Origin of the sequence: Desulfovibrio sp. JY (assembly GCA_021730285.1) — a bacterium.
Lineage (GTDB): Bacteria > Desulfobacterota > Desulfovibrionia > Desulfovibrionales > Desulfovibrionaceae > Solidesulfovibrio.
Genome location: CP082962.1, coordinates 1,361,104 through 1,380,687, shown reverse-complemented (window position 1 = coordinate 1,380,687; position 19,584 = coordinate 1,361,104). Strand labels below are relative to the sequence as shown.

The 19,584-nt window shown below is 66.5% G+C and carries 19 protein-coding genes; 6 read left to right on the top strand and 13 right to left on the bottom strand.

The features are described 5' to 3' along the window. Nucleotides 1-12 precede the first annotated feature (12 nt). Entirely contained in the window at nucleotides 13-642 is a 630-nt protein-coding gene (locus tag K9F62_06135) for a LysE family translocator (protein ID UJX42256.1), read from the bottom strand. A gap of 87 nt (nucleotides 643-729) precedes the next feature. Here K9F62_06135 and K9F62_06130 point away from each other — a divergent pair, with 87 nt between their 5' ends. Together K9F62_06130 and K9F62_06125 are read left to right on the top strand one after the other, a co-directional pair. Continuing rightward, nucleotides 730-1,710 carry a glucokinase gene (locus K9F62_06130; protein UJX42255.1) on the top strand — a complete coding sequence of 327 codons (981 nt, stop codon included), beginning with the start codon at nucleotides 730-732 and terminating at the stop codon, nucleotides 1,708-1,710. 15 nt (nucleotides 1,711-1,725) lie between these two features. Further along, nucleotides 1,726-2,961, top strand: a complete 1,236-nt coding sequence (locus tag K9F62_06125) for a molybdopterin molybdotransferase MoeA (protein UJX42254.1) — start codon at nucleotides 1,726-1,728, stop codon at nucleotides 2,959-2,961. A 377-nt stretch (nucleotides 2,962-3,338) separates the two neighbouring features. Here K9F62_06125 and K9F62_06120 read toward each other — a convergent pair whose 3' ends face one another. Further along, complete coding sequence (locus tag K9F62_06120) at nucleotides 3,339-4,208, bottom strand: universal stress protein (GenBank protein UJX42253.1); 870 nt, start codon at nucleotides 4,206-4,208, stop codon at nucleotides 3,339-3,341. Nucleotides 4,209-4,360: 152 nt separating this feature from the next. Here K9F62_06120 and K9F62_06115 point away from each other — a divergent pair, with 152 nt between their 5' ends. Both K9F62_06115 and K9F62_06110 read left to right on the top strand, forming a co-directional pair. Next, nucleotides 4,361-4,531: a FeoB-associated Cys-rich membrane protein gene (locus K9F62_06115; protein ID UJX42252.1), complete on the top strand. Its 171-nt coding sequence runs from the start codon at nucleotides 4,361-4,363 to the stop codon at nucleotides 4,529-4,531. After that, nucleotides 4,501-5,394 carry a C45 family peptidase gene (locus tag K9F62_06110; GenBank protein UJX42251.1) on the top strand — a complete coding sequence of 298 codons (894 nt, stop codon included), beginning with the start codon at nucleotides 4,501-4,503 and terminating at the stop codon, nucleotides 5,392-5,394. The genes K9F62_06115 and K9F62_06110 overlap by 31 nt, the downstream gene beginning before the upstream one ends. Here K9F62_06110 and K9F62_06105 read toward each other — a convergent pair. The 5 genes from K9F62_06105 to K9F62_06085 all read right to left on the bottom strand — a co-directional run bounded on the left by K9F62_06105 (nucleotide 5,391) and on the right by K9F62_06085 (nucleotide 10,133). Continuing rightward, a complete protein-coding gene (locus K9F62_06105; protein UJX42250.1) occupies nucleotides 5,391-6,185 on the bottom strand; it encodes a nitroreductase family protein in 795 nt (264 codons plus the stop codon). The two genes, K9F62_06110 and K9F62_06105, sit on opposite strands and share 4 nt — an antisense overlap. A gap of 433 nt (nucleotides 6,186-6,618) precedes the next feature. Next, nucleotides 6,619-7,701, bottom strand: a complete 1,083-nt coding sequence (locus K9F62_06100) for an IS110 family transposase (GenBank protein UJX42249.1) — start codon at nucleotides 7,699-7,701, stop codon at nucleotides 6,619-6,621. Nucleotides 7,702-7,852: 151 nt separating this feature from the next. Next, on the bottom strand, nucleotides 7,853-8,287 hold the full coding sequence (locus tag K9F62_06095) for a thioredoxin fold domain-containing protein (GenBank protein UJX42248.1): 435 nt from the start codon (nucleotides 8,285-8,287) through the stop codon (nucleotides 7,853-7,855). Between the two features lie 65 nt (nucleotides 8,288-8,352). Beyond that, entirely contained in the window at nucleotides 8,353-8,826 is a 474-nt protein-coding gene (locus K9F62_06090) for an AsnC family transcriptional regulator (protein UJX42247.1), read from the bottom strand. A gap of 8 nt (nucleotides 8,827-8,834) precedes the next feature. Beyond that, a complete protein-coding gene (locus K9F62_06085; protein ID UJX42246.1) occupies nucleotides 8,835-10,133 on the bottom strand; it encodes a GGDEF domain-containing response regulator in 1,299 nt (432 codons plus the stop codon). A gap of 738 nt (nucleotides 10,134-10,871) precedes the next feature. Between K9F62_06085 and K9F62_06080 the strand changes: the two genes are divergently transcribed. Both K9F62_06080 and K9F62_06075 read left to right on the top strand, forming a co-directional pair. After that, nucleotides 10,872-11,273, top strand: coding sequence for a hypothetical protein (locus tag K9F62_06080; protein UJX42245.1), 402 nt, complete (start codon nucleotides 10,872-10,874; stop codon nucleotides 11,271-11,273). A gap of 280 nt (nucleotides 11,274-11,553) precedes the next feature. After that, nucleotides 11,554-12,285 (top strand): methyltransferase domain-containing protein, encoded by a 732-nt coding sequence (locus tag K9F62_06075; protein ID UJX43143.1) that lies wholly within the window; start codon nucleotides 11,554-11,556, stop codon nucleotides 12,283-12,285. A gap of 208 nt (nucleotides 12,286-12,493) precedes the next feature. Here the strand turns inward: K9F62_06075 and K9F62_06070 are convergent, their stop codons facing one another. From K9F62_06070 to hisS, 6 genes are all read right to left on the bottom strand, one after another. After that, nucleotides 12,494-13,849 (bottom strand): RNA methyltransferase RsmF, encoded by a 1,356-nt coding sequence (locus K9F62_06070; protein ID UJX42244.1) that lies wholly within the window; start codon nucleotides 13,847-13,849, stop codon nucleotides 12,494-12,496. Next, nucleotides 13,846-14,691 (bottom strand): DUF116 domain-containing protein, encoded by an 846-nt coding sequence (locus tag K9F62_06065; GenBank protein UJX42243.1) that lies wholly within the window; start codon nucleotides 14,689-14,691, stop codon nucleotides 13,846-13,848. Before K9F62_06065 ends, K9F62_06070 begins: the two co-directional genes overlap by 4 nt. 18 nt (nucleotides 14,692-14,709) lie before the next feature. Continuing rightward, nucleotides 14,710-15,675: a methionyl-tRNA formyltransferase gene (gene fmt / locus K9F62_06060; GenBank protein UJX42242.1), complete on the bottom strand. Its 966-nt coding sequence runs from the start codon at nucleotides 15,673-15,675 to the stop codon at nucleotides 14,710-14,712. Between the two features lie 8 nt (nucleotides 15,676-15,683). After that, nucleotides 15,684-16,217: a peptide deformylase gene (gene def, locus K9F62_06055; GenBank protein UJX42241.1), complete on the bottom strand. Its 534-nt coding sequence runs from the start codon at nucleotides 16,215-16,217 to the stop codon at nucleotides 15,684-15,686. A gap of 4 nt (nucleotides 16,218-16,221) precedes the next feature. Further along, nucleotides 16,222-18,027 carry an aspartate--tRNA ligase gene (gene aspS, locus K9F62_06050; GenBank protein ID UJX42240.1) on the bottom strand — a complete coding sequence of 602 codons (1,806 nt, stop codon included), beginning with the start codon at nucleotides 18,025-18,027 and terminating at the stop codon, nucleotides 16,222-16,224. 142 nt (nucleotides 18,028-18,169) lie between these two features. Then, nucleotides 18,170-19,435 carry a histidine--tRNA ligase gene (hisS, locus tag K9F62_06045; protein UJX42239.1) on the bottom strand — a complete coding sequence of 422 codons (1,266 nt, stop codon included), beginning with the start codon at nucleotides 19,433-19,435 and terminating at the stop codon, nucleotides 18,170-18,172. Between the last annotated feature and the right edge of the window lie 149 nt (nucleotides 19,436-19,584).

The window sequence follows — 19,584 nt, the reverse complement described above, 5'->3', positions numbered from 1 at the left end:
GACAATGGCGGATCAGGGCTTCCCCAGCAGGGAAAGTCCGTCGCGGGCAAAGGTGAAGGCAAAGTAGAAAAGCGACAGGCCGAGGACCGCCATGAGCAGCCGGTAGGCGCGGCTGCCGAGGAACCGGCGAAACCGCCCGGCCAGCACGGCGGCCATGATCTTGGCCCCGACGATGGCCGCGTAAAAAACGCCCAGGAACGTGACCACGGCGGCCGTGCCCGAGCGGGCGGCCTCGATGAGCATGGGCACCCCCACCGTGGTCCAGAAAAGATAGGGGTGGGGATTGGTGAAATTGGTGGCCACGCCGCGCCACAGCGACTTCGGGGCCGCGTCCGGCTTGCCGGCGTCCGGCGGCGGTGCCTGCAGGCATTCGATGCCGTAGCGCACGAGCAGACAGGCCCCGGCCAGAGACAACAGGCCAAGCACCGTGGGCGCGCCATGGGCGGCGGAAACCGCCAGCCAGGCCCCGATGATGATGGGGGCGTCGGTTAGAAGCGGAGCCAGCCCCACCTTGACGCCTTCGGCCGGGCCGTGGGTCAGGGTCTGGGTCAGGACCAGGGACAGCAGCGGTCCGGGCGAAAGCCCGGCCGACAGTCCCAGGGCGGCGGCGGCCAGGGCGATGGAAGCTTGAGTCTGGGGCATGCTTGCGTTTCCGGGCGCGCCCCGGCACACTGCCGACGGCGCGATGGCACCGTGCCGGAAACCCCCCCGTTTTTCAAGGAGGACGTCATGACGCCCCTGGGCGCGGAGTTCCCCAAACACATCCTGGCCGCGGACATCGGCGGCACGCACAGCCGGTTTGGGCATTTCACGCTGTCGGCGTCCGGCGAACTCGCGCTCGGAGCGTCGGTCTGGGCCTCGACCAATGCCGCGGACTCCTTCCTCGAACTGCTCGAAAGCCTGCCGGGGGCGGGCTTCGACCTGGCGCCGCAGACGGCCGACGCGGCCGTGTTCGCCGTGCCGGGAGCGGTGGTCGGGCGGCGCATCAGCTTCGCCAACATCGAATGGGACCTCGACCTGGACGGCCTGGAGCGCGCCTACGGGCTCAGCCGCGCCACCTGCATCAACGATTTTCTGGCCCAGGCCCACGGCTGCGCGCTTTTGGCCGACGAGGCCGAGATGGTGCTGCCCGGGGCGATGGACGCTTCCCGGGTGCAGGCCGTGATCGGGGCCGGCACGGGATTCGGCCACGCCGCGCTCGTCCCCATGCATGACGGAAGCCGGCTGGCCCTGGCCTCGGAAGCCGGCCACGCCTCGATGCCCTTTTTCGGCGATGCGGAACAGGCCTTCGCCGCCTTTGTGTGCCGGCGGACCGGGGAGAACTACGTGCGCGGCGACTCCGTGCTGTCCGGCTCGGGCCTGTCCGCCCTGCACGAGTTCCTGACCGGGGAGCGCCTGACCCCGGCCGAGGTGGGCGCGCGCCTGACCCCGGAAAGCCGCACCACCGAGCTTTTCGCCCGCTTCTACGGCCGGGCCGTCCGCGATTACGCCCTGACGGTGGTGGCCGCCGGAGGGCTCTACATTTCCGGCGGCGTGGCCGCCAAAAATCCGCTGCTCGTCACCCATCCGGCCTTCGCCCGGGAGTTCTACGACTCCCCTCCCTTCGGCGGCCTGTTGCACGCCATCGGGGTACGGCTGGTGCGCAACGCCAACACCGGCCTTTTCGGCGCGGCGAGCGTGGGCAAAAGCCTGCTGTCACAAGCGGGCTAAAAGGATCGCAATTCCATGCGCGAGGGATTTTTCCGGGCCGTATCCACGGCCGAATTCACAAAGCTGCTGCGGACCTTCACCCCCCTGCCCGCCGAAACCGTGGAGCTCGACGCTGTTCGGGGACGGTTTCTGGCCGGAGATGTCGTTGCCGGCGAGAACCTGCCCCCCGCCGGCCGGGCCGCCATGGACGGCTACGCCGTGCGAGCGGCCGAGGCCTTCGGGGCCACGGAGAACAGCCCCGCCTACCTCGACCTGGCCATGGACATTCCCATCGGCGTCATCCCCGACCAGCCGCTGCCGCCCGGCCATTGCGCCCGCATCGTCACCGGGGCCTTCCTGCCCGAGGGAGCCGACGCCGTGGTCATGGTGGAATACACCGAGGATCTCGGGGCCGGAGCCATCGAAATCCGCCGGCCCGTGGCCCCGGGCGAAAACATGCTGTTCGCCGGCGAGGACGCGGCTCTGGGCCAGTGCATCCTCGCCGCCGGAACGAAGCTGCGGCCCCAGGAAATCGGCATGCTGGCCGCCTTGGGCCAGACCATGGTGGCCGTGGGCCGGCGTCCCTCCGTGGCCGTGCTCTCCACCGGCGACGAACTGGTGCCGGCCTCGGCCACGCCCCGGCCGGGACAGATCCGCGACGTCAATACCCATACCCTCTCGGCCATGGTCGCGGCCGCCGGAGCCGAACCCCACGCCTATCCCCTGGTGCCCGACGACCTGCCCGGCATCACCGCCGCCCTGGCCGACGCCGCGGCCGCCCACGACCTGACCCTGCTCTCCGGCGGCAGCTCCGTCGGCGCGCGTGACTTCACCCTCGACGCCCTGCGCGGCCTCGGCGCGGACATCCTGGCCCACGGCGTGGCCATAAGCCCGGGCAAGCCGACCATCCTGGCCAACCTCGCCGGCCGCCCCGTCATCGGACTCCCCGGCCAGGTCACCTCGGCCCAGGTCGTCATGGCCGTGTTCGGCGCGCCGCTCCTGGCCCACCTGGCCGGCGACGTCGCCGCCTTCGACCGCCCGGTCCAAACCTTTCCGGCCATCCTCTCGCGCAACGTCGCCTCCAAACAGGGCCGCGAAGACCACGTCCGGGTGCGCCTGGAACAGCGCCCCGGTGAACTGCCCCTGGCCCACCCCGTGCTCGGCAAGTCCGGACTGCTCAGGACCCTGCTCCTGGCCGAGGGCCTCATCGTCATCCCCGCCGACCTGGAAGGCTTCGCCGGCGGGCTCGAAGTGGCGGTCCGGCCGATTTAGGGGGGGGCTGGGAAGGCAGAGGCAGAGGAGGAGGAAGCGGGGCTCCGCCCCTGCACCCTGCCAGGGTGCTGCCCTGGACCCGCCGAGGGGCCACGGGCCCCCCGGACCCCCCTTCACGCTTTGCCGGGTGGGATTTTTGCGGGGTGGCGGGAATGCGAATATTTGTCGCCGCAATCGGCCCGGCGACACGAGGCGCTTTCGCGCCTCGACGCCGGACACGATTGCGGCGACAACCACGCCGGCGGCGAAGCGCCGCATTGAAAGGCAACGTGGCGGGGCGTAACTTTTAAGAGTTTTTTTGGAGGGTGGGGGTCCGGGGGAGGGGACCTTTTTTTGCAAAAAAAGGTCCCCTCCCCCGGTTCCTCTCCCCCCGCTCCCTACTTACACAACCACAAGGCCGCGCCTTCGATGCCGCGCAGGATCTTGAGGCTGGTCGTGGCGAAGATGTGTTTGAGTGTCGAGGGCTTATGGCTGGTGCGGCCGATGGCCACGGCGGCGAATTTATTGGAATCGGCTTCGTGCAGGATGGTGCGCGCCGGATTGGACGAGGTCAGGACCTTGATGGTGATCCGGTCGTCGCCGATATCGTTGGCTTTGATTTCGGCCAGGGCCCGGCCGAAGATTTCCTCCGCGTCGATGCAGCGGTCGTCGGAGCAAACGTGGAGCAGCGTGATGTCGTGGGCGGGCTCGTTTTTGAGCATGAAGCCGGCGTGGTCCGCCACGCGCATGGATTCCTCGGAGCCGTCCACGCACACCAGCACGTTCTTGCGGTCCTTTTGCGGATTGCGGCAGATCCAGATGGGGAAGCTGAGTTCTTCCCAGAGGATGCGGTGCGACACGCTGTCGCTGACCATTTCCTCGAACCATGACAGCCCTCGCCGGCCGAGCACGGCCGCGTCGTAGAGCCCTTCCTCGGATTCCTTGACGATCTCTTTGACCGTGCCGAGTTTTCCGTGGGAAAACTTGACGAACACCTGGTCCTTGGAGAACCCCATGGAGTGGAGCCATTCCTTGGCGTTTTCCATGGCCGGCACGCCGTGGACCTGCTTGTCTTCCTCGATATGGATGATGGCCTCGGGATTGGCCTCGAGGTTGATGGGGTCGAGCCGCCAGTCGGGGCGGCGCGGGACGACGTAAAACAGCGTCAGCTTGAGCTCTTCGCGGCTGGTGAAGAAATTGTGCACGAAGCGCAGGCTCTGCGAGGTGTGGAATTCGTCGCTGACGGCCACAAGCAGGTGTTTGTCCATTGGGCGCGTCCTTGGCGGTTGCCGTCGGGAGAGGAAGCGGCAGCGCTGGTTCGAGGGTGTTGTTTTTTAAACCGATAAAACATGTTGCGCGAATTTGGAAAGCGCTTATTCTCTACTTCGAGGTTGATTTTCATTTTCAAAGAGAGGGCTTCATGGACAAGCTGATTGTTTTTTTGATCATCGCCGTGGCGGCCGGCTATGTGATCCGGCGGTTTTTCTTCAAGAAGGGCGGCGGCTGCGGCTGCGGCTGTTCGGGCTGTGACGGCGCTTCGGGAACGAAGGGGACAAGCTCGTGCTGCCAGGACGGACAAAAGCTGCAATAGCCCGGTCGGCGTGCGCCCTGTCCGTCCTGCTGCTGGTCCTTCTCGGGGCCGGGGCGGCGCGGGCCTGTACCTTGTTCGGGCTGGCCGGGTCCGGCGTGGCCGGCGGCGGCACGCTGTTGGTCAAAAACCGCGACTGGCATCCGGTGCAGGCCCAGCGGCTCGTGCTGGTCACGCCCGGGGACGGGTATCGCTATCTGGGGCTTTTTGCCGAGGGCGGCGGCGCTTCCGGGATCAAGGCCGGGGTCAACGAGGCTGGTCTCACCGTGGTTTCGGCCACGGCGGGCAGCGTCCCCGCCGAGGCCCGTCGGGGCGGGCCCGGCATGGGCGGCCTGTTGCGCCGGCTGCTGACGCGGTGCGACAGCGTCGCGGCGGCCGTGGCCCGGGCCGATCTTTTCGCCCGTGGCAGGCCGTGCATGTTTCTTTTGTCCGACCGGCATGAGGTGGCCCGGGTGGAAGTGGCTCCGGGCGGGCGTTACGCCGTTTCGCGCAGCGCCGATGGTGTGCTGTGGCAGACCAACCACTACCTGGAGCCGACCCTTGCCGACGCCAATGTCCGCATCGGCGCGTCGAGCCGGGCCCGGGCGGCGCGCATCGCCGGGCTTCTGGGCGATCTGCCCCGTCCGGCGAACCTCGCCGCCCTGCTCGCCCTGTCCCGCGACACGGCCGACGGGCCGGAGAACGGCATCTGGCGCACGGGCGGGGGGCCAAGGAGCGCGCGCACCGTGGCCACCTTTGCCGTGGCCATGCCGCCGTCCGGTCCGGGCAGGCTGTATCTGCGCCTGGCCGATCCCGGCACGCCCGAATGGACGCGGACCATCACCCTGGACGCGGCGGCTTTTTCGGGGAGCATCCCCGCGCCCTAGCGCCAGATGATGGACAGGGGCTTTCGCGGCGGTAGGCGTTTGATCGCAAAGCGCGGAAAGCCGACCATGAGGCCGCCGTACATCTCGTGGCCCTGCGGCAGGTCGAGGAACTCCCGGGCCGGCGCGTGGGAGGCCACGGCCCGGCGTACGAGTCCGGCCCAGCAGGTGCCGAGTCCCAGGGCATGGGCGGCCAACTCGAAATGGGTCAGGGCGATGACGCAGTCCGTGGCCGGCGGAATGGGCGCGGCCGCGTCGGCGTGGACCACCACCAGGCAGGGGGCGTCCCGCAGGATGGTTTCCCGGCCGGCGTCGAAGGGTTCGATGAAGCGCGGACTGCTTCCCGCGGCGCGGAAAAAGTCGGCGCACAGCCCGGCCAGGGTGCGGATGGCGGCCGGATCAGTCATGACGAGCCACTCGACCGGCTGGAAATTGAGGGCCGAAGGCGCGTAGCGCGCCGTTTCCAGACACGTTTCGATCAGTCCGCGCGGCACGCGCCGATCGCTGAAGTTGCGCACCGAGCGCCGCCCGGTCATCCAGGCGCAAAGCGCTTCCGGCAACACGTCCGGCGTCCTGGGCGCGGCGGGCAGGTCGTCCGGGCTGATCCCGTCGATGCGCAGACAGCCCTTGGCGCACACGGCCGCGCAATGCCCGCAGCCGATGCAGGACGCTTCCAGGTGCGCCGTGGCCACGGGATAGCCCGCCTCGTCGATGTCAATGAGCGACAGCGGACACTCCAGGGCGCATAGCCCATCCCGTGCGCACCGCTCCCTGTCGATTTCCAAATGTGTCATCGCGGCATGCTCCTTTTTTGAAGGGAAGAAGGTGCGAGAGGGGAACCCTTTTTGAAAAAAGGGTTCCCCTCTCGCGCTCTCCCCTCCCAAAAACTTCTAACGGTTACAGCTGGTATGACGACAATATGTTGTAATCATTAAAAGTCTTTCCTATGTGGCCCAAAGTCAAGCCGGCTGACGCAGTCTAACCGCCCGTTTCCTATTCGCGCCCGAAGCGCCAAGTACCGATTCGGTAGTTTTCGGATTTTCGCCATTTGAGAAACGCCGCCATGCGGCCAGACTTTTCCGCGACCAATCCGAAAAATTGTTGGCTGTTAGGCTTTCAGTCTTCCCTACTCGTTGCCACAGGTCCTTGTTGGCGCTGCAATACCCTCTTGGCGGGCGAGGAGCACGGGGCTTCCCAGAGCCGGCGTGATCCTCGCCCGCCGCCGTTTCACGCCATAACCGCCTCAAATCGGTACGCTCGTTTCTCCAGGCTCAGCCGCCACAAAATGATGGCCAGTTTTCGAGCTAAGGCTGTGATGGCCTTTTGGGCCAGGCCGCTTTTCCCCAGCAACTTGTGATACCAGGCCTGAGCCTTCGGATCGTGTGCGCGCCATTTCCAGGCCGCCTCCACTAAAAGACTTCGCAGTTTGGTCTGCCCCACGGGCCGTAACCTGGCCCGGCCCTTGCTCTCGCCGCTCTGGCGCACCATGGGGGCAAGTCCCAGATAGCTTGTCACCTCTTCGGCCCGGCTGAAACGTTCCGGCTGAAACAACTCCAGACGGAAGGTCGCGGCGATGAGCGGCCCCACACCGGGCACGGTGCGCAGGCACTTGATGACTTTGTCATGCTCTCCCTGGCGGCAAATTGTCTCAAGTTGCTGTTCAACGAGGGACAATTCGCTGGTGATGGCATGCATCTCCCGCACAAAACTTTCCAGCGTATACCGGGCAGCCTGATGCATGGGCAGTTTAAGCAGGGATGCTACAGCGACCTTGCTCCAGTATTTCAGATTGGGTGGTTCGGTAAGGCCCAAAAAAAGCAGATGGGAATGGATGCGCAGTTTCACACGACGCAGGTCGTCGGCCAGATCGTGTCGTCGGCGCTCCAGGCTCCTCTGGGCTTCTTGCTCCTCGGTCGGCACGGCGATGGGACGCAGCATCCCCTTGGCGGCGTAATCGGCCAGTTTGACGCAATCGAGCCGGTCTGTTTTTGCGCCCCAGACCACGGGGCGGGGAATCCGACTGGGAGCCGCCACGAGATTGGGAATCCCTGCCTTTGTGAGCGCTCTGGACAGGGTGAATCCGGTCGGCCCGGATTCACTGGCCGCCATGGCCACGGTGACGCCCACCGCGGCCAATTTGTCGATCAGAGCCTGCGGGCTCGCCGACATCACCAAGGTGTGGACGACTCCATCAAACCGACGTAACGCAACAAAATAACTATTTTTATGGACATCCAATCCGACAAAAAAAGATCGACCTTGTGAAGCCTCCACAAACGCTTGAAGTTGGGATAACGCTTGTCCTGCCATGTTGGTCTCCTCGCCTCGTTTGTGTCTACGAGCACATTTACTGGCACTATCAGCCAGTTTGAGGGTCGAGGCCAACATGGTATTTGGGAAGGGGGTCCGGGGGGAACCCTTTCTCCAGAAAGGGTTCCCCCCGGCTACTTCTTAATCCTCTTTACAAATTCTGCCGTACCCAGGCCACGATGTCGGCCGCGCTGCGTGCGCCCGAGGTACGGGCTTTTTCCTGGCCGCCGATGAACAGGGCCATGGTGGGCACGCCCTGGATGTGCAGGCGGTCGGCGATGGCCAGTTCCTCCTGGGTGTCGCATTTGGCCAGGATCACCCGGGGATGGAGCATGGCCGCCGCCTGGTCGAAGGCCGGGGCCATGGCCCGGCAGGGGCCGCACCAGGGCGCCCAGAAGTCGACCAGCACGGGCAGGTCGCTTTTGGAAAGGAACGTATCGAAATTGCCGCCGGTCAGGGTGACGGGGTGTGGTTCGAGGATGGGGGCGCGGCATTTGCCGCACACGGGCCCGCTGTCCAAACGGCCGGTCAGGACGCGGTTGACGGCGAGGCACTTGGGACACACGGCGTGGATGGCATCGGGCATGGCAACCTCCAAGGGGAAATCTAACGGGCCATTATCCTTTAAGTCCTTCTGCCGCCGTGTCCAGGTCAGGCCGGGGTTTTGGGCCTGGCTTCGTCGCTCATGGCGAAATCCACCCGGATTTTGAAGAGCCGGTCGGCCGGCAGGTTGAGGATGGAGATGCCCGTTTCGGCGGTGATGGCGGCCAGGGCTTCGGCGATGTCCTCTCGCGAGGGGCCGATCATGGTGAACCAGACGTTGAGGGCGTGCTGGCGCAGGTAGTTGTGGGTGACGCCGGGATGGGCGTTGACGGCTTTGATGAAGGCGTCGAGCTTTTCCGGCGGGGCCGATGCGGCGCAGAGTGTCGAGCAAAAGCCGATCTTGGCCGACTGGAAGTTGGCCCCGATGCGGCGGATGATGCCTTTGCCCTTAAGCGCCCGCACCCGGGCCAGGGTTTCGGCTTCGGTCAGCCCGACCGCCTCGCCGATGGCGGCATAGGGCCGGGAGGCGATGGGGAAGCCGGTCTGGATGATGTCGAGAATGCGTTTGTCCGTGGCGTCCATGGTACCCGTTACTTCTGTGTTTGGGGCGTCGCGTCGCGCTCCACCCTGTTGCGTCCGGAGTTTTTGGCCCGGTACAGCGCCTTGTCGGCCCGGCCCAGGGCGCGTTCGGGGTCCTCGCCGGGGGCGCGTTCGGCCACGCCGAAACTGGCCGTGACCCGGCCGGCGGTGGCGAAATCCTTGTCCGCGACGGCCTGGCGCAGCCGTTCGGCCAGCTCCGCCGTCGCGTCGAGCCCCACTCCCGGGGCCACGACAACGAACTCCTCGCCGCCGAAGCGCGCCAGCCGGTCCACCTGGCGCAACGTGGCCCGCAACCGGCCGGCCAGTTCCACGAGCACCGTGTCGCCCGCTTCGTGGCCATGGGTGTCGTTTATGGCCTTGAAGTGGTCGATGTCCAGCAGCACCAGGGACAGGGGCGCGCCGTAGCGGTCGGCCCGGGCCGTTTCGTCGGCGAGCACCTCGGCCAGTTTGCGGCGGTTGATCGCCCTGGTCAGGGGATCGAGGTTGGCCAGGTCCAGGAGCTCCCGCCGCTCCAATTCCAATTCCGTCACGTCGGTCAGCGTCAAAAGCCGGCGATCATGGCCCGGCAGCGGCGTCACGGCGGCCTGGAAGACATGGGCCGGCTGACCGGGCCGGTCGGGATGGGCAAGGCGCAGCCGGTGTTCCCGGTCGAGGGGGTCCTCCTCCAGCCGGCGCATCCAGGCGGCAAGGCCCCCTTCCGGCGGGGCGTCGGCCAGGAAACGCTCCAGGGAAAGGCCCCGGGCGGAAAATTCGTGAAAGGACTGCAACCCCATGAAGCGCAGCAGGGCCCGGTTGCAAAAGACGAGCTTGGCCGCGCCGAGTATGGCCATGGGCTGGGGCGCGTCGTCGAGCAGGTGGCGGGTCAGGTCCCAGGCTTCCTCGGCCAGGCGTTTGGCGGCGAGCTCCTCCAGGACTTCGTCGAGGGCCGCGCCCAGGGACAGGGGATCGAAGGGCCGAATCGCCAGACGCACTCCCGGCAGGGATACGGTGGTCAAAACGGCCAGGATGTCCTCGGGCGCGCCGGTGAGGAAAAAAGGCAGCCTCGCATCGTCCCGGCGCAGGGCCATGGCCAGGGAAGACGCCCCTCCGGGCAGCCGTGCGGCAACAAGGGCCATGTCCAGGGGGTTGCCGGCGTGCACGTCCAGGGCTTGTTCAAGGTTTTCCGCCGTATGCACGGCCTCGAAGCGGGAGGCGAGCAGGCTCGCCAGCACGTCCCGCGCCGCCGCGTCTCCCTCGGCCAGCAGCACCGCGCCGCCCCGGCCGTGCTCCGCGCCCGTTTTTTCCGCCATCGCCGCTCCTTTTGCCGCTACGATAAAGGCGATCGCTCCTCTTGTCATCGTCGCCCGAATGGGTATCGTGTGAGAGTGTGTGTCCTGACAAGGAGGCGACCATGAAACGGCATATCGCTTGGTCGATTTTGGCCCTGGTCCTGTCCTTGCCGATGGCGGCGAACATGGCGGAGGCCCAGCCCAGGCCCGGAGGGCCCGGACCGGCGATACGGCCCGGACCGATCGGCGTTCCCGGCCCCGGCTTTCGTCCCGGCCCCGGCCCCGGCCTTCGTCCCGGTCCCATTGTCGGGCCGGGGATTGCCGTGCGGCCCGGCCCCTGGCCTGGTCCGGCAGTGCGTCCGGGGCCGGGCCCAGGTCCGGGCCCCTGGCCTGGTCCGGGCTGGCCGGTGACGGTCTATCCCGGCTACCCTGGCTACCCGTATTACCCCGGCTATCCGTATTATCCGTACTATCCGGGTTATCCGGGTTACCCCGGGGTCTATCCCGGCCCCGGCGTCGTGATCGGCTTCCCCTGGCCGGCTCCCGGTCCCTGGCGCGGTCCCGGCCCGGCCGTCGGCCCTTGGCGCGGTCCCGGGCCTGTGGGCATCCCTGGGCCGATCGGGCGTCCGGGTCCCGGCCCGCGTCCCGGTCCCGGACCTAGGCGTTGACGCCGTTTTCCGGCAAAGTGGCCACAACCCCGGGGCGCGGTCGCAGCCTGGCCGACGCCCCGCCAACCTTTTTTGCCCGAGGAGCCTTTTTATGCAGCGTGTCGTTCTGGTCGCGGCCATGGTCCTGTTGCTCGCCGGATGCGGCGGCGCGGCCTCCAAAATGGAGCTCGCCGGCGAACCGACCGTCTATGCCAAGGTGCTCAAGGCGCCCGATCCCCTGCTCATGGGCTGCTACCTGCGCTCGCGCCCGTCGGAATACAGACGCCCCAACAGCTACCAGTACTGCCTCGTGAAAAAGGGCGACAAGTACGCCGTTTATTACGATTGGCGCGACGGCAAGACCCTGGAGGAACACAAGGGCTGGATGCCGTTTACGATCAACGGCGACCGTCTGGTCAGCGACACCGAGCCGAGCACCTATCTCGTCAAGGACGGCAGCGTCTGGCACAACTACGGCGGCCGCACCAAGCTGCACAAGATGATCCGGCAGTAGGCTGCCTTTTCCGGGCCCCGTTCACGAAAAAGGCCCTTGTTTTAAAAGGTAACACACTGAAATCATGTTATTTTAATAGACGTGACATTCGTGACCCGGCGCACTAGGCTTTTTGCCAAGCCCGGGTGGTTCTGGTAAGAGTTGGTAACGGCGGTTTCCGGCAACACGCGGTGACGCAGCCGTGTTTTTTCCCGGATCGGCGGAGCTGGTCGGACGTTTCGAGGAGGCAGGCGCGCCGGAAGCGAGGTCCGGGACGGGGCTTGGCGTCGCCAATGTGGCCATGTGGGACAACGAGACCGCTAGGCGTTACGATGCCTGGTTCACCACCCCGACGGGGGAGTTTGCCCTCAAGCGGGAAATGCGGCTGCTCGAGCGTATGACGGCCGGCTGGCCCCGTCGCGGCCAGCGCCTGCTCGAGGTGGGCTGCGGCACGGGTATTTTTCTCGACGTCCTGCACAGCGCCGGCTTCGACGTGACCGGCCTCGACGCGGCCCCGGCCATGCTGGAAGCGGCCCGGAGGCGCCTGGGCGCCAAGGCGGACCTGCATCTCGGCGACGCCGGGCACCTGCCTTTTGACGACAAGGAGTTCGATTTCTGCGTGCTGCTCACCGTGCTGGAATTCTGCCCCGATCCGGGCGCGGTCCTGGCCGAGGCCGGCCGGGTGGCCAAAAAGGCCATCCTGGTCGGCTACCTCAATAGGTGTTCCCTGTACGGCCTGTCCATGCGGTTTTTCGGCGGGCATCACCGGGGGCCGCTGCACGAAGCCCGCTGGCTTTCGCCCTGCGCCATGGGGCGGCTCATTCGGGCGAGCCTTGGCCGACGCTGCCTGCGCACGGCCTCGGTCCTGCCCGGCCCGAAGTGCACCTGGCGCGGGAAAGCGCCCTGGCGACAGCTCAACACCCCGCTTCTGCCCTTGCCTGTCGGCGCGTTTTGCGCCTGCGAGATCAGCCTCGCCAACACCCCCGCCATGACCCCGCTCCCGGCGTTCAAGGCGAAGACGTGCATGGGGTAGAGGTGGGGGAGAAGAACCGGGGGGAACCCTTTCTGTAGAAAGGGTTCCCCCCGGACCCCCTTCCTAAAGACTTTTAACGGTTACAAAGTGTTATCGGTAGGGCGTTTGTAACCGTTAGAAGTTTTGGGGAGGGGAGAGCGCGAGAGGGGGACCCTTTTTTCAAAAAGGGTCCCCCTCTCGCACTTTCTTATCTCCGCACCGATCTTCCTCACCCTTTCCTCAACACGACTCCGTAAAAGGTCTCGCCGAGGGTGGGCGAGGGGGTGGCGGGGATTTCTGTTTCGAGGGTCAGGTCGCGGTGGCGTGCGCCGAGGCGGTCGATATTGCCTTCGTTTTCGGCCGGGTGGGCGGTGCAGGTGACGTAGACGATGCGTCCGCCCGGGGCCAGGGCGGCGTAGGCCGCTTCCAGCATGGCCCGTTGCAGCCGCGTGAGCCCGGCCACGTCCTCGGGCCGGCGACGCCATTTGGAGTCCGGGCGTCTGGCCAGCACCCCCAGTCCCGAACACGGCGCGTCGAGCAGGATGGTGCCGATGCGGCCCGGCGCAAGGGGCAGCCGCGTGGCCGAGCCCCGCAGCACGCCCACCGGCGCAAGGCCCAGCCGCGCCGCTTCCCGGCCGAGGCCGGACAACCGGCCGGCGTGCATGTCCCCGGCAATGACGTTCTTGCCCGCCTCGGCCAAAAGCAGCGTCTTGCCGCCCCGGCCGGCACAGGCGTCGAAGATCGGCTCGGGCCAGTCGTCAAGGCGCAAATCGTAGAGGACGCGCTGGGCCGCGGCCGATTGCCGCGACAGCAAGCCTGCGGCCAGGGCGGCCGGCAAATCGATTCCCGCCGCCTCGGGCAGATCGGTCCCGGCCGGAAAGGCCAGGGTGGGGAAATCGGCGGCCAGCACCCCGGGCGCGGCGGCCAGGGCGTCGAAGAGTTCCCGCGCCCCGTCGCGCGACCGGTTGACCCGAAGCCCAAGCGGCGCGGACGTAAGCTGGGCGGTCAGATAGGCCCGTGTGTCCTCCGGACCGAAGTCGCGCAGCCACATGTCCACGATCCATTCCGGGCAGGAATAGAAGCGGCTTAGGTATTGCGCTTCCGGACAGCGGTCCCGGCAGTAGAAATCCGCGTCGTCAAAGACGGCGGGATCGGCGGCGATGCGCCGCAGCACCGCGTTGGCCATGCCGGAGAGCCCCTTGCCCGCCTGGACCCGCACGGCCGAGACCGCCCAGTCCACCGAGGCGTAGGCCGGGACCTTGGAGCAGAAAAGGATTTCGTAGGCGGCCAGTTCGAGAATGCGGCGCACGGGGGCGGGCACGGCGTCGGGCTGCTTGAGGAACCGCGAGCAGATGAACGCCAGCCGGCCGCGCAGGCGCAGATAGCCGTAGACGAGTTCGGTGGCCAGGCCCCGGTCCCGGGGATCGAGCCCGTGGGCGTTGAGCAGGGCGACATCCAGGGCGGCCTGGACGTCCTGGCCCACGCCGGGCCCCTTGCGCCGGGTTGCCTGGGGCAGCACCCTGGCCAAAACGGCCAGGGCCAGCTTGCGGGCCGGTGGCGGGGCGGTGGTGGCGACCCGGCTCAATGCGAGCCGCCGATGGCGGATATGGGCGCGCCAAGGGGCGCACGTCCGGTGAAACGGTCGAAGACGGGATTTTTCGCCTCGCCGTTGACGAGAAAAAAGCGCAAGGCCGTTTCCAGATGCGGCAGGGGCACCTGGGTATCCAGACAGGGGCCGTTGGGGCGCTCGTTGAGCACGCCGTAGACCGGGATGGGATAGGTGTCCTGGATGCCGCTGGAAAGATCGCGCTCGCAGGCCACGGCCAGGATCAGGCGCGGCCGTTTCTGGACCACGATGCGCCGGGCGATGGTGCCGCCGGTGGCGATGGCGATATGCACGCCGTAGGCCTCGGACAAGGTGAGCAGCCCGTCCACGGGGCACTGGCCGCAACGCTTGCAGTTGTTGATGTCGTAGGTCAGCCGGCGCAGGCAGCGGCTGGACTGGAGGCAGTGGGGCAGCAGCACGAGGATTTCCGAAGCGTCGTAGCGCTTGTGCTCGGCGGCCACCAGTTCGTTGTTGACCTTGATGAAGGAACTGCGCACCCGGCTTTTGGAAATGTGGAGCAGCCGGGCGAAAATGGTCATCAGCGGCAGAAAGACCTTGGCCATGACGCCGCGCAGATGGTCCGAGCCGAGAAACGACCGGCCGAGCGCGACGCTTAAGGCCAGCCCCACCGTGGCCCACAGCACGACCAGGATGGCGGCGGCGAACACCACGCCGAGCACCCACGGGGCCAGGGGATGGATATTGGCCAGCCCCACGTAGGGCACGATCCAGACCACGGCCAAAAGCAGGCACACGGCCAGGCCCGTGCCGCAAAGCAGTCCGATGAAAAGCCGCTTTCTCGACGGTTCGTTTCGTTCCACCAACGCTCCGTTGCCCCGTCAGGACGCTTCTGGCGGGCCGCACACGGCCATGGCATCGTCTTCGCACTTGCCAAGGTAGCCGCAGGAAAACGCCTGGGCATCCATGGGCCGCTTCCCGGCCGGGACCACCGTGGGGATGAGGTAGACCGCGTCGGCGCAGGCCACGCCCAACTGGCAGTCCATGACGCCCAGGATGTCGCCGGGCCTGGCCCCGGGCGGCAGCGGACAGCCCACCTTGCCCGGGTGGGCGATGATGCGCAGGGCCGGTTTGTCCGCGGCGGGACGCCAGAAGAAAAACGCGCCCGGATGCGGCGTCATGGCCCGGATCAGATCGTGGACCTCGGACGCCGGCCGCGACCAGTCGATAAACGCCTCTGACTTATCGATTTTCTTGGCATAGGTGACCTTGTCCGGGTTCTGCTCGACCATGGGCACCCCGCCGACGCGCAGCCGCTTGAGGCAATGGAGGAGCACCCGGCCGCCGAGGTCGGCCAGTTCGACCCGAAGCTCCCCGGCGGTATCGTTCACGCCGATGGCCAGCGCCCGTTGCATGATCATGGGGCCGGCGTCGAGGGCCGCCACCATGCGCATGATGGTCACGCCCGTGAGCCGATCACCGGCGGCGATGGCCCGCTCGATGGGGGCCGCGCCGCGCCAGGCCGGCAACAGCGAGGCATGGACGTTTATGGGCATGACCCGGGGGATGTCGAGCACGGCCTGGGGCAGGATCATGCCGTAGGCCGCGACGATCAACAGGTCCGGCTTGTAGGCGGCCAGCCCGTCCACTTCCGCCGGATCCTTGAAGGACTCGGGCTGGTGAATGGGCAGTCCGCTTTCCAGGGCCAGTTCCTTGACCGGGCCGACATGGCACTTCTTCCCCCGGCCGCAGGGACGGTCGGGCTGGGTGTAGACCGCGGCCACGCGCACGTCCTCGCTTGCCAGCACATGCCGCAAGACCGTGGCCGCGAACTGCGGCGTGCCCATGAAAACGGCTACGAGTCGTTCTGGTCCGTCTGCTGCTGGTGATGCTGCTTGGCCCATCGTTTCACCCGTTTGTCATACATGGCGCGCTTGAGGCGGCTTAGGTGGTCGATAAAAAGCACGCCGTCGAGATGATCGATCTCGTGCTGGAGACATACGGCCAAAAGGCCGTCGGCCTCAAGGCAAAAAGGCTTTCCGTCGAGATCGGTGGCGCAAACGGTCACCGTGGCCGCCCGTTTGACGTTGGCGCGATAGTCGCGCACCGACAGGCAGCCTTCCTCGTCCTCCTGCTCGCCCTCGGCCTTGGTGATGACCGGGTTGACCAGATTGATGCGCTCTTCGCGCTTGTCCGGTCCGGACAGGTCGATGACCACCAGCCGGAGGGAGCGCCCGACCTGGGGCGCGGCCAGCCCGACGCCCTGGTTGGCGTACATGGTCTCGGCCATGTCGTCCGCCAGCTGGCGTATCTCGGGCGTCGTCTCCGGGACCGGCTCCGACTTTTCCGCCAGGGTCGGATGCGGGTATTTGAGTATCTCCAAAAGCATGGTCTTAGGATTTATCCTTGTCCTTGTCCCGCGACCGCAGCTTGATGCCAAGCTCGCGCAGTTGTCCCGCCGACACTTCGGCCGGCGCATCGGTCAGCAGGCACAGGGCCTTCTGGGTCTTGGGGAAGGCGATGACGTCGCGGATGGATTTGGCGCCGGCAAGGATCATGATAAGGCGGTCGAGGCCAAAGGCAATGCCGCCGTGGGGCGGCGCGCCGAACTCCAGGGCCTTGAGCAGAAAGCCGAACTTGTCCTCGGCCTCCTGGTCCTCGATGCCGAGCGCCGCGAACATGGCCTTCTGGGTGGCCCGGTCGTGGATGCGGATGGAACCGCCGCCGATCTCGTTGCCGTTGAGCACCAGGTCGTAGGCCCGGGAAAGGGCCTCGGCCGGGGCGTCGGCCAGCTTTTCCAGATGGCCGGGCTGGGGCGCGGTAAAGGGATGGTGCTTGGCGGCGAAGCGCTTGGCCTCGGGATCGTATTCCAAAAGCGGGAAATCCGTCACCCAGACCGGGGCGAAGGAGCCTTCCGGAATGAGCGAAAAGCGCTCGCCCAGTTGCAGGCGCAGATACCCGAGGGCCGTATTGACCATTTCCGCCGCGCCGGCCTGGAAGAACACGATGTCCCCGACTTCGAGGCCGAAGGCCTCGGTCAACCCGGCCCGTTCCTCGTCGGAGAGGAACTTGGCAAAGGGCGACTGCCATTCCCCTTCCTTGATCTTGATCCAGGCCAAGCCCTTGGCCCCGTAAATTTTCACGAACTCGGTCAGGTCGTCGATCTCCTTGCGGGAGAGCGCCGCGCCGCCGGCAACGCGGATGCCCTTGACCAGTTCGGCCTTGGCAAAGACCTGGAACTGGCTGCCGCGCACCACGGGGGTCACGTCCACCAGCTTGAGGCCAAAGCGCACGTCGGGCTTGTCCAGGCCGTAGTCGCGGATGGCCTCGGCAAAGGTCATGCGCGGGAACACGTCGGGCAGGGCGACGTTTATGGCCTCCTTGAACATGGTGCGCACCATGTTCTCGGCCATGCCCATGATCTGCTCCTCGTCGACAAAGCTCATCTCGATGTCCACCTGGGTGAACTCGGGCTGGCGGTCGGCGCGCAAATCCTCGTCGCGGAAGCACTTGACCACCTGGTAATAGCGGTCGAAGCCGGACATCATGAGCAGCTGCTTGAACAGCTGGGGCGACTGGGGCAGGGCGTAAAACGAGCCGTTGTTGACCCGGCTCGGCACCAGGAAGTCGCGCGCGCCCTCGGGCGTGGACTTGGTCAAGACGGGCGTCTCGACCTCCAGGAAGCCCAGGCCGTCCAGGTAGCGGCGGATGCTTTGCACGGCATGGTGGCGCAGGATCAGGTTGCCGGCCAGCTTGGGCCGGCGCAGGTCCAGGTAGCGGTACTTGAGGCGCAACAGCTCCGAGGCGTCGATGCGGTCCTCGATGGGAAAGGGCGGGGTGGCGGCGGTATTTAAGAGCTTGAACGCCGTGACCTCCACCTCGATTTCGCCGGTGGGCATGCCGGAATTGGCCATGCCCTCGGGGCGCGGGCGCACCCGGCCCTTGACGGCCAGCACGAATTCGGTGCGCAGCACATGGGCGCGCTCCAGGGCCTCGGCGCTGCCCTCGGGGCAAAAAACGACCTGGGTCAGTCCTTCCCGGTCGCGCAGGTCGATGAAAATCAGGCCGCCGTGGTCGCGGCGGAACTGGGCCCAGCCCATCAGGCAGACTTCGCTGCCGACGTCGGACGCCCGCAGCGCCCCGCAATCGTGGCTGCGCCGCCAGTCATCCAACCTGTCGAGGACAAGCGTCTCGCTCATGGAGTCATCCTTTTTTCAAGGCTGTGGGGAAAAACTTTTCGGAAAAGTTTTTCCCCACAGCCCTTTTCAAAAACTTTTATCGGTCATCCGTCAAATCGCGAAAACAGGTCCCCATTCCGGGGAAAAAAGGTCCGGGCCCTGGCTACTCGCCCCTGGCCTCTTCGAGGCGGGCGCGCAGGTAGGCGACGAGCATGTCCTGGCTGATGGTTTCCTGCCCGCCGGCGGTCATGTTCTTCACCACCACGGTGCCGGCGGCCAGCTCGTCCGTGCCGAGCACCAGGCAGAACCGCGCCCCGGACTTGTCCGCGGCGCGCATCTGGCTTTTGACGCTGCGCGGGGCATAGGGCGCCTCGCCGGAAAATCCGGCCCGGCGCAGCTCCTGGGCCAGCAGCAGACCCTGATCGAGCCCCGGGGCGTCGAGCACGGCCAGGTAAAAATCCGGCGCCGGTTCGCCGACATGGTCGATCAGAAGCGCCAGCCGCTCCATGCCGCAGGCAAAGCCCACGCCCGGCACGTCCGGGCCGCCGATGGAGGAAACCAGCCCGTCATAACGGCCGCCGCCGGCCACGGACGACTGGGAGCCGATGTCGCCGGAGACGATCTCGAAGGTGGTGCGCACGTAATAGTCGAGGCCGCGCACCAGCCGGGGATTGAGTTTGTAGCGCAGCCCGGCGGCGTCGAGCATGGCCGTGACCGTGGCGAAATGCGCGGCGCATTCCGGGCACAGGTGGTCGGTGATCTTCGGCGCGTCGGCGGTGAATTCCTTGCACTGGGGCACCTTGCAGTCAAGGACGCGCAGGGGATTGGTCAGCTTGCGGCGCATGCAATCCTCGCAGAGCTGCTCCTTGTGCATGCCCTTGAGAAACTCACGCAGCGCGTCGAGGTACACGGGCCGGCACTGGCGGCAACCCAGCGAATTGAGCTCCACGGTGAGGTCGGTTAGGCCCAGGGCGCGCAGGTAGTGGTCGAGCATGAGCAGGACCTCGGCGTCGAGGAGCGGCTCCGGGGACCCGACGGCCTCCACGTCGATCTGGTGGAACTGGCGCATGCGGCCCTTCTGCGGCCGTTCGTAGCGAAACATGGGGCCGTAGGCGAAATACTTGACCAGCCCGTCATTGGCGCGGCCATCCTCGACCAGGGCCCGCATGACGCCGGCCGTGGCCTCGGGGCGCAGCGTGAGCGAGCGGCCCTTGCGATCCGGAAAGGTATACATCTCCTTTTGCACGACGTCGGTTTCCTCGCCGATGCCCCGGGCAAAAAGTTCGGTGCGCTCCAGGACCGGCACGCGCAGTTCCTTGTAGCCGTAGCGGGCAAAAACGGCCCGCGCGGTTTCCTCGATAAAGGCGAAAACCGTGGAGTCGGGCGGGAAGAGATCGGCAAAGCCTTTTATTTTCTGTATCTTTTCCATGGGGAACAGGTCCGGGATGGGCGCGGGAGCGCGTCGTTAAAAAGAGGAGTGAAATTAGACGAGTCGGGAAGGGATGTCAAAAGCTGGAAGGGACGGGCGATGCGAGCGGGGGACCTCTTTCGAAAAAGGGTCCCCCTCTCGCATTTTCC

Excerpts from the sequence above, each read along its gene's own strand:
- K9F62_06125 (UJX42254.1), top strand. The coding sequence starts at position 1,726 with ATGCGCGAGGGATTTTTCCGGGCCGTATCCACGGCCGAATTCACAAAG.
- K9F62_06120 (UJX42253.1), bottom strand. The coding sequence starts at position 4,208 with ATGGACAAACACCTGCTTGTGGCCGTCAGCGACGAATTCCACACCTCG.
- def (UJX42241.1), bottom strand. The coding sequence starts at position 16,217 with ATGCTTTTGGAGATACTCAAATACCCGCATCCGACCCTGGCGGAAAAG.
- hisS (UJX42239.1), bottom strand. The coding sequence starts at position 19,435 with ATGGAAAAGATACAGAAAATAAAAGGCTTTGCCGATCTCTTCCCGCCC.
- aspS (UJX42240.1), bottom strand. The coding sequence starts at position 18,027 with ATGAGCGAGACGCTTGTCCTCGACAGGTTGGATGACTGGCGGCGCAGC.
- K9F62_06075 (UJX43143.1), top strand. The coding sequence starts at position 11,554 with ATGTGGGACAACGAGACCGCTAGGCGTTACGATGCCTGGTTCACCACC.
- K9F62_06115 (UJX42252.1), top strand. The coding sequence starts at position 4,361 with ATGGACAAGCTGATTGTTTTTTTGATCATCGCCGTGGCGGCCGGCTAT.
- K9F62_06130 (UJX42255.1), top strand. The coding sequence starts at position 730 with ATGACGCCCCTGGGCGCGGAGTTCCCCAAACACATCCTGGCCGCGGAC.
- K9F62_06095 (UJX42248.1), bottom strand. The coding sequence starts at position 8,287 with ATGCCCGATGCCATCCACGCCGTGTGTCCCAAGTGCCTCGCCGTCAAC.
- K9F62_06105 (UJX42250.1), bottom strand. The coding sequence starts at position 6,185 with ATGACACATTTGGAAATCGACAGGGAGCGGTGCGCACGGGATGGGCTA.
- fmt (UJX42242.1), bottom strand. The coding sequence starts at position 15,675 with ATGGGCACGCCGCAGTTCGCGGCCACGGTCTTGCGGCATGTGCTGGCA.
- K9F62_06080 (UJX42245.1), top strand. The coding sequence starts at position 10,872 with ATGCAGCGTGTCGTTCTGGTCGCGGCCATGGTCCTGTTGCTCGCCGGA.
- K9F62_06100 (UJX42249.1), bottom strand. The coding sequence starts at position 7,701 with ATGGCAGGACAAGCGTTATCCCAACTTCAAGCGTTTGTGGAGGCTTCA.
- K9F62_06135 (UJX42256.1), bottom strand. The coding sequence starts at position 642 with ATGCCCCAGACTCAAGCTTCCATCGCCCTGGCCGCCGCCGCCCTGGGA.
- K9F62_06085 (UJX42246.1), bottom strand. The coding sequence starts at position 10,133 with ATGGCGGAAAAAACGGGCGCGGAGCACGGCCGGGGCGGCGCGGTGCTG.
- K9F62_06090 (UJX42247.1), bottom strand. The coding sequence starts at position 8,826 with ATGGACGCCACGGACAAACGCATTCTCGACATCATCCAGACCGGCTTC.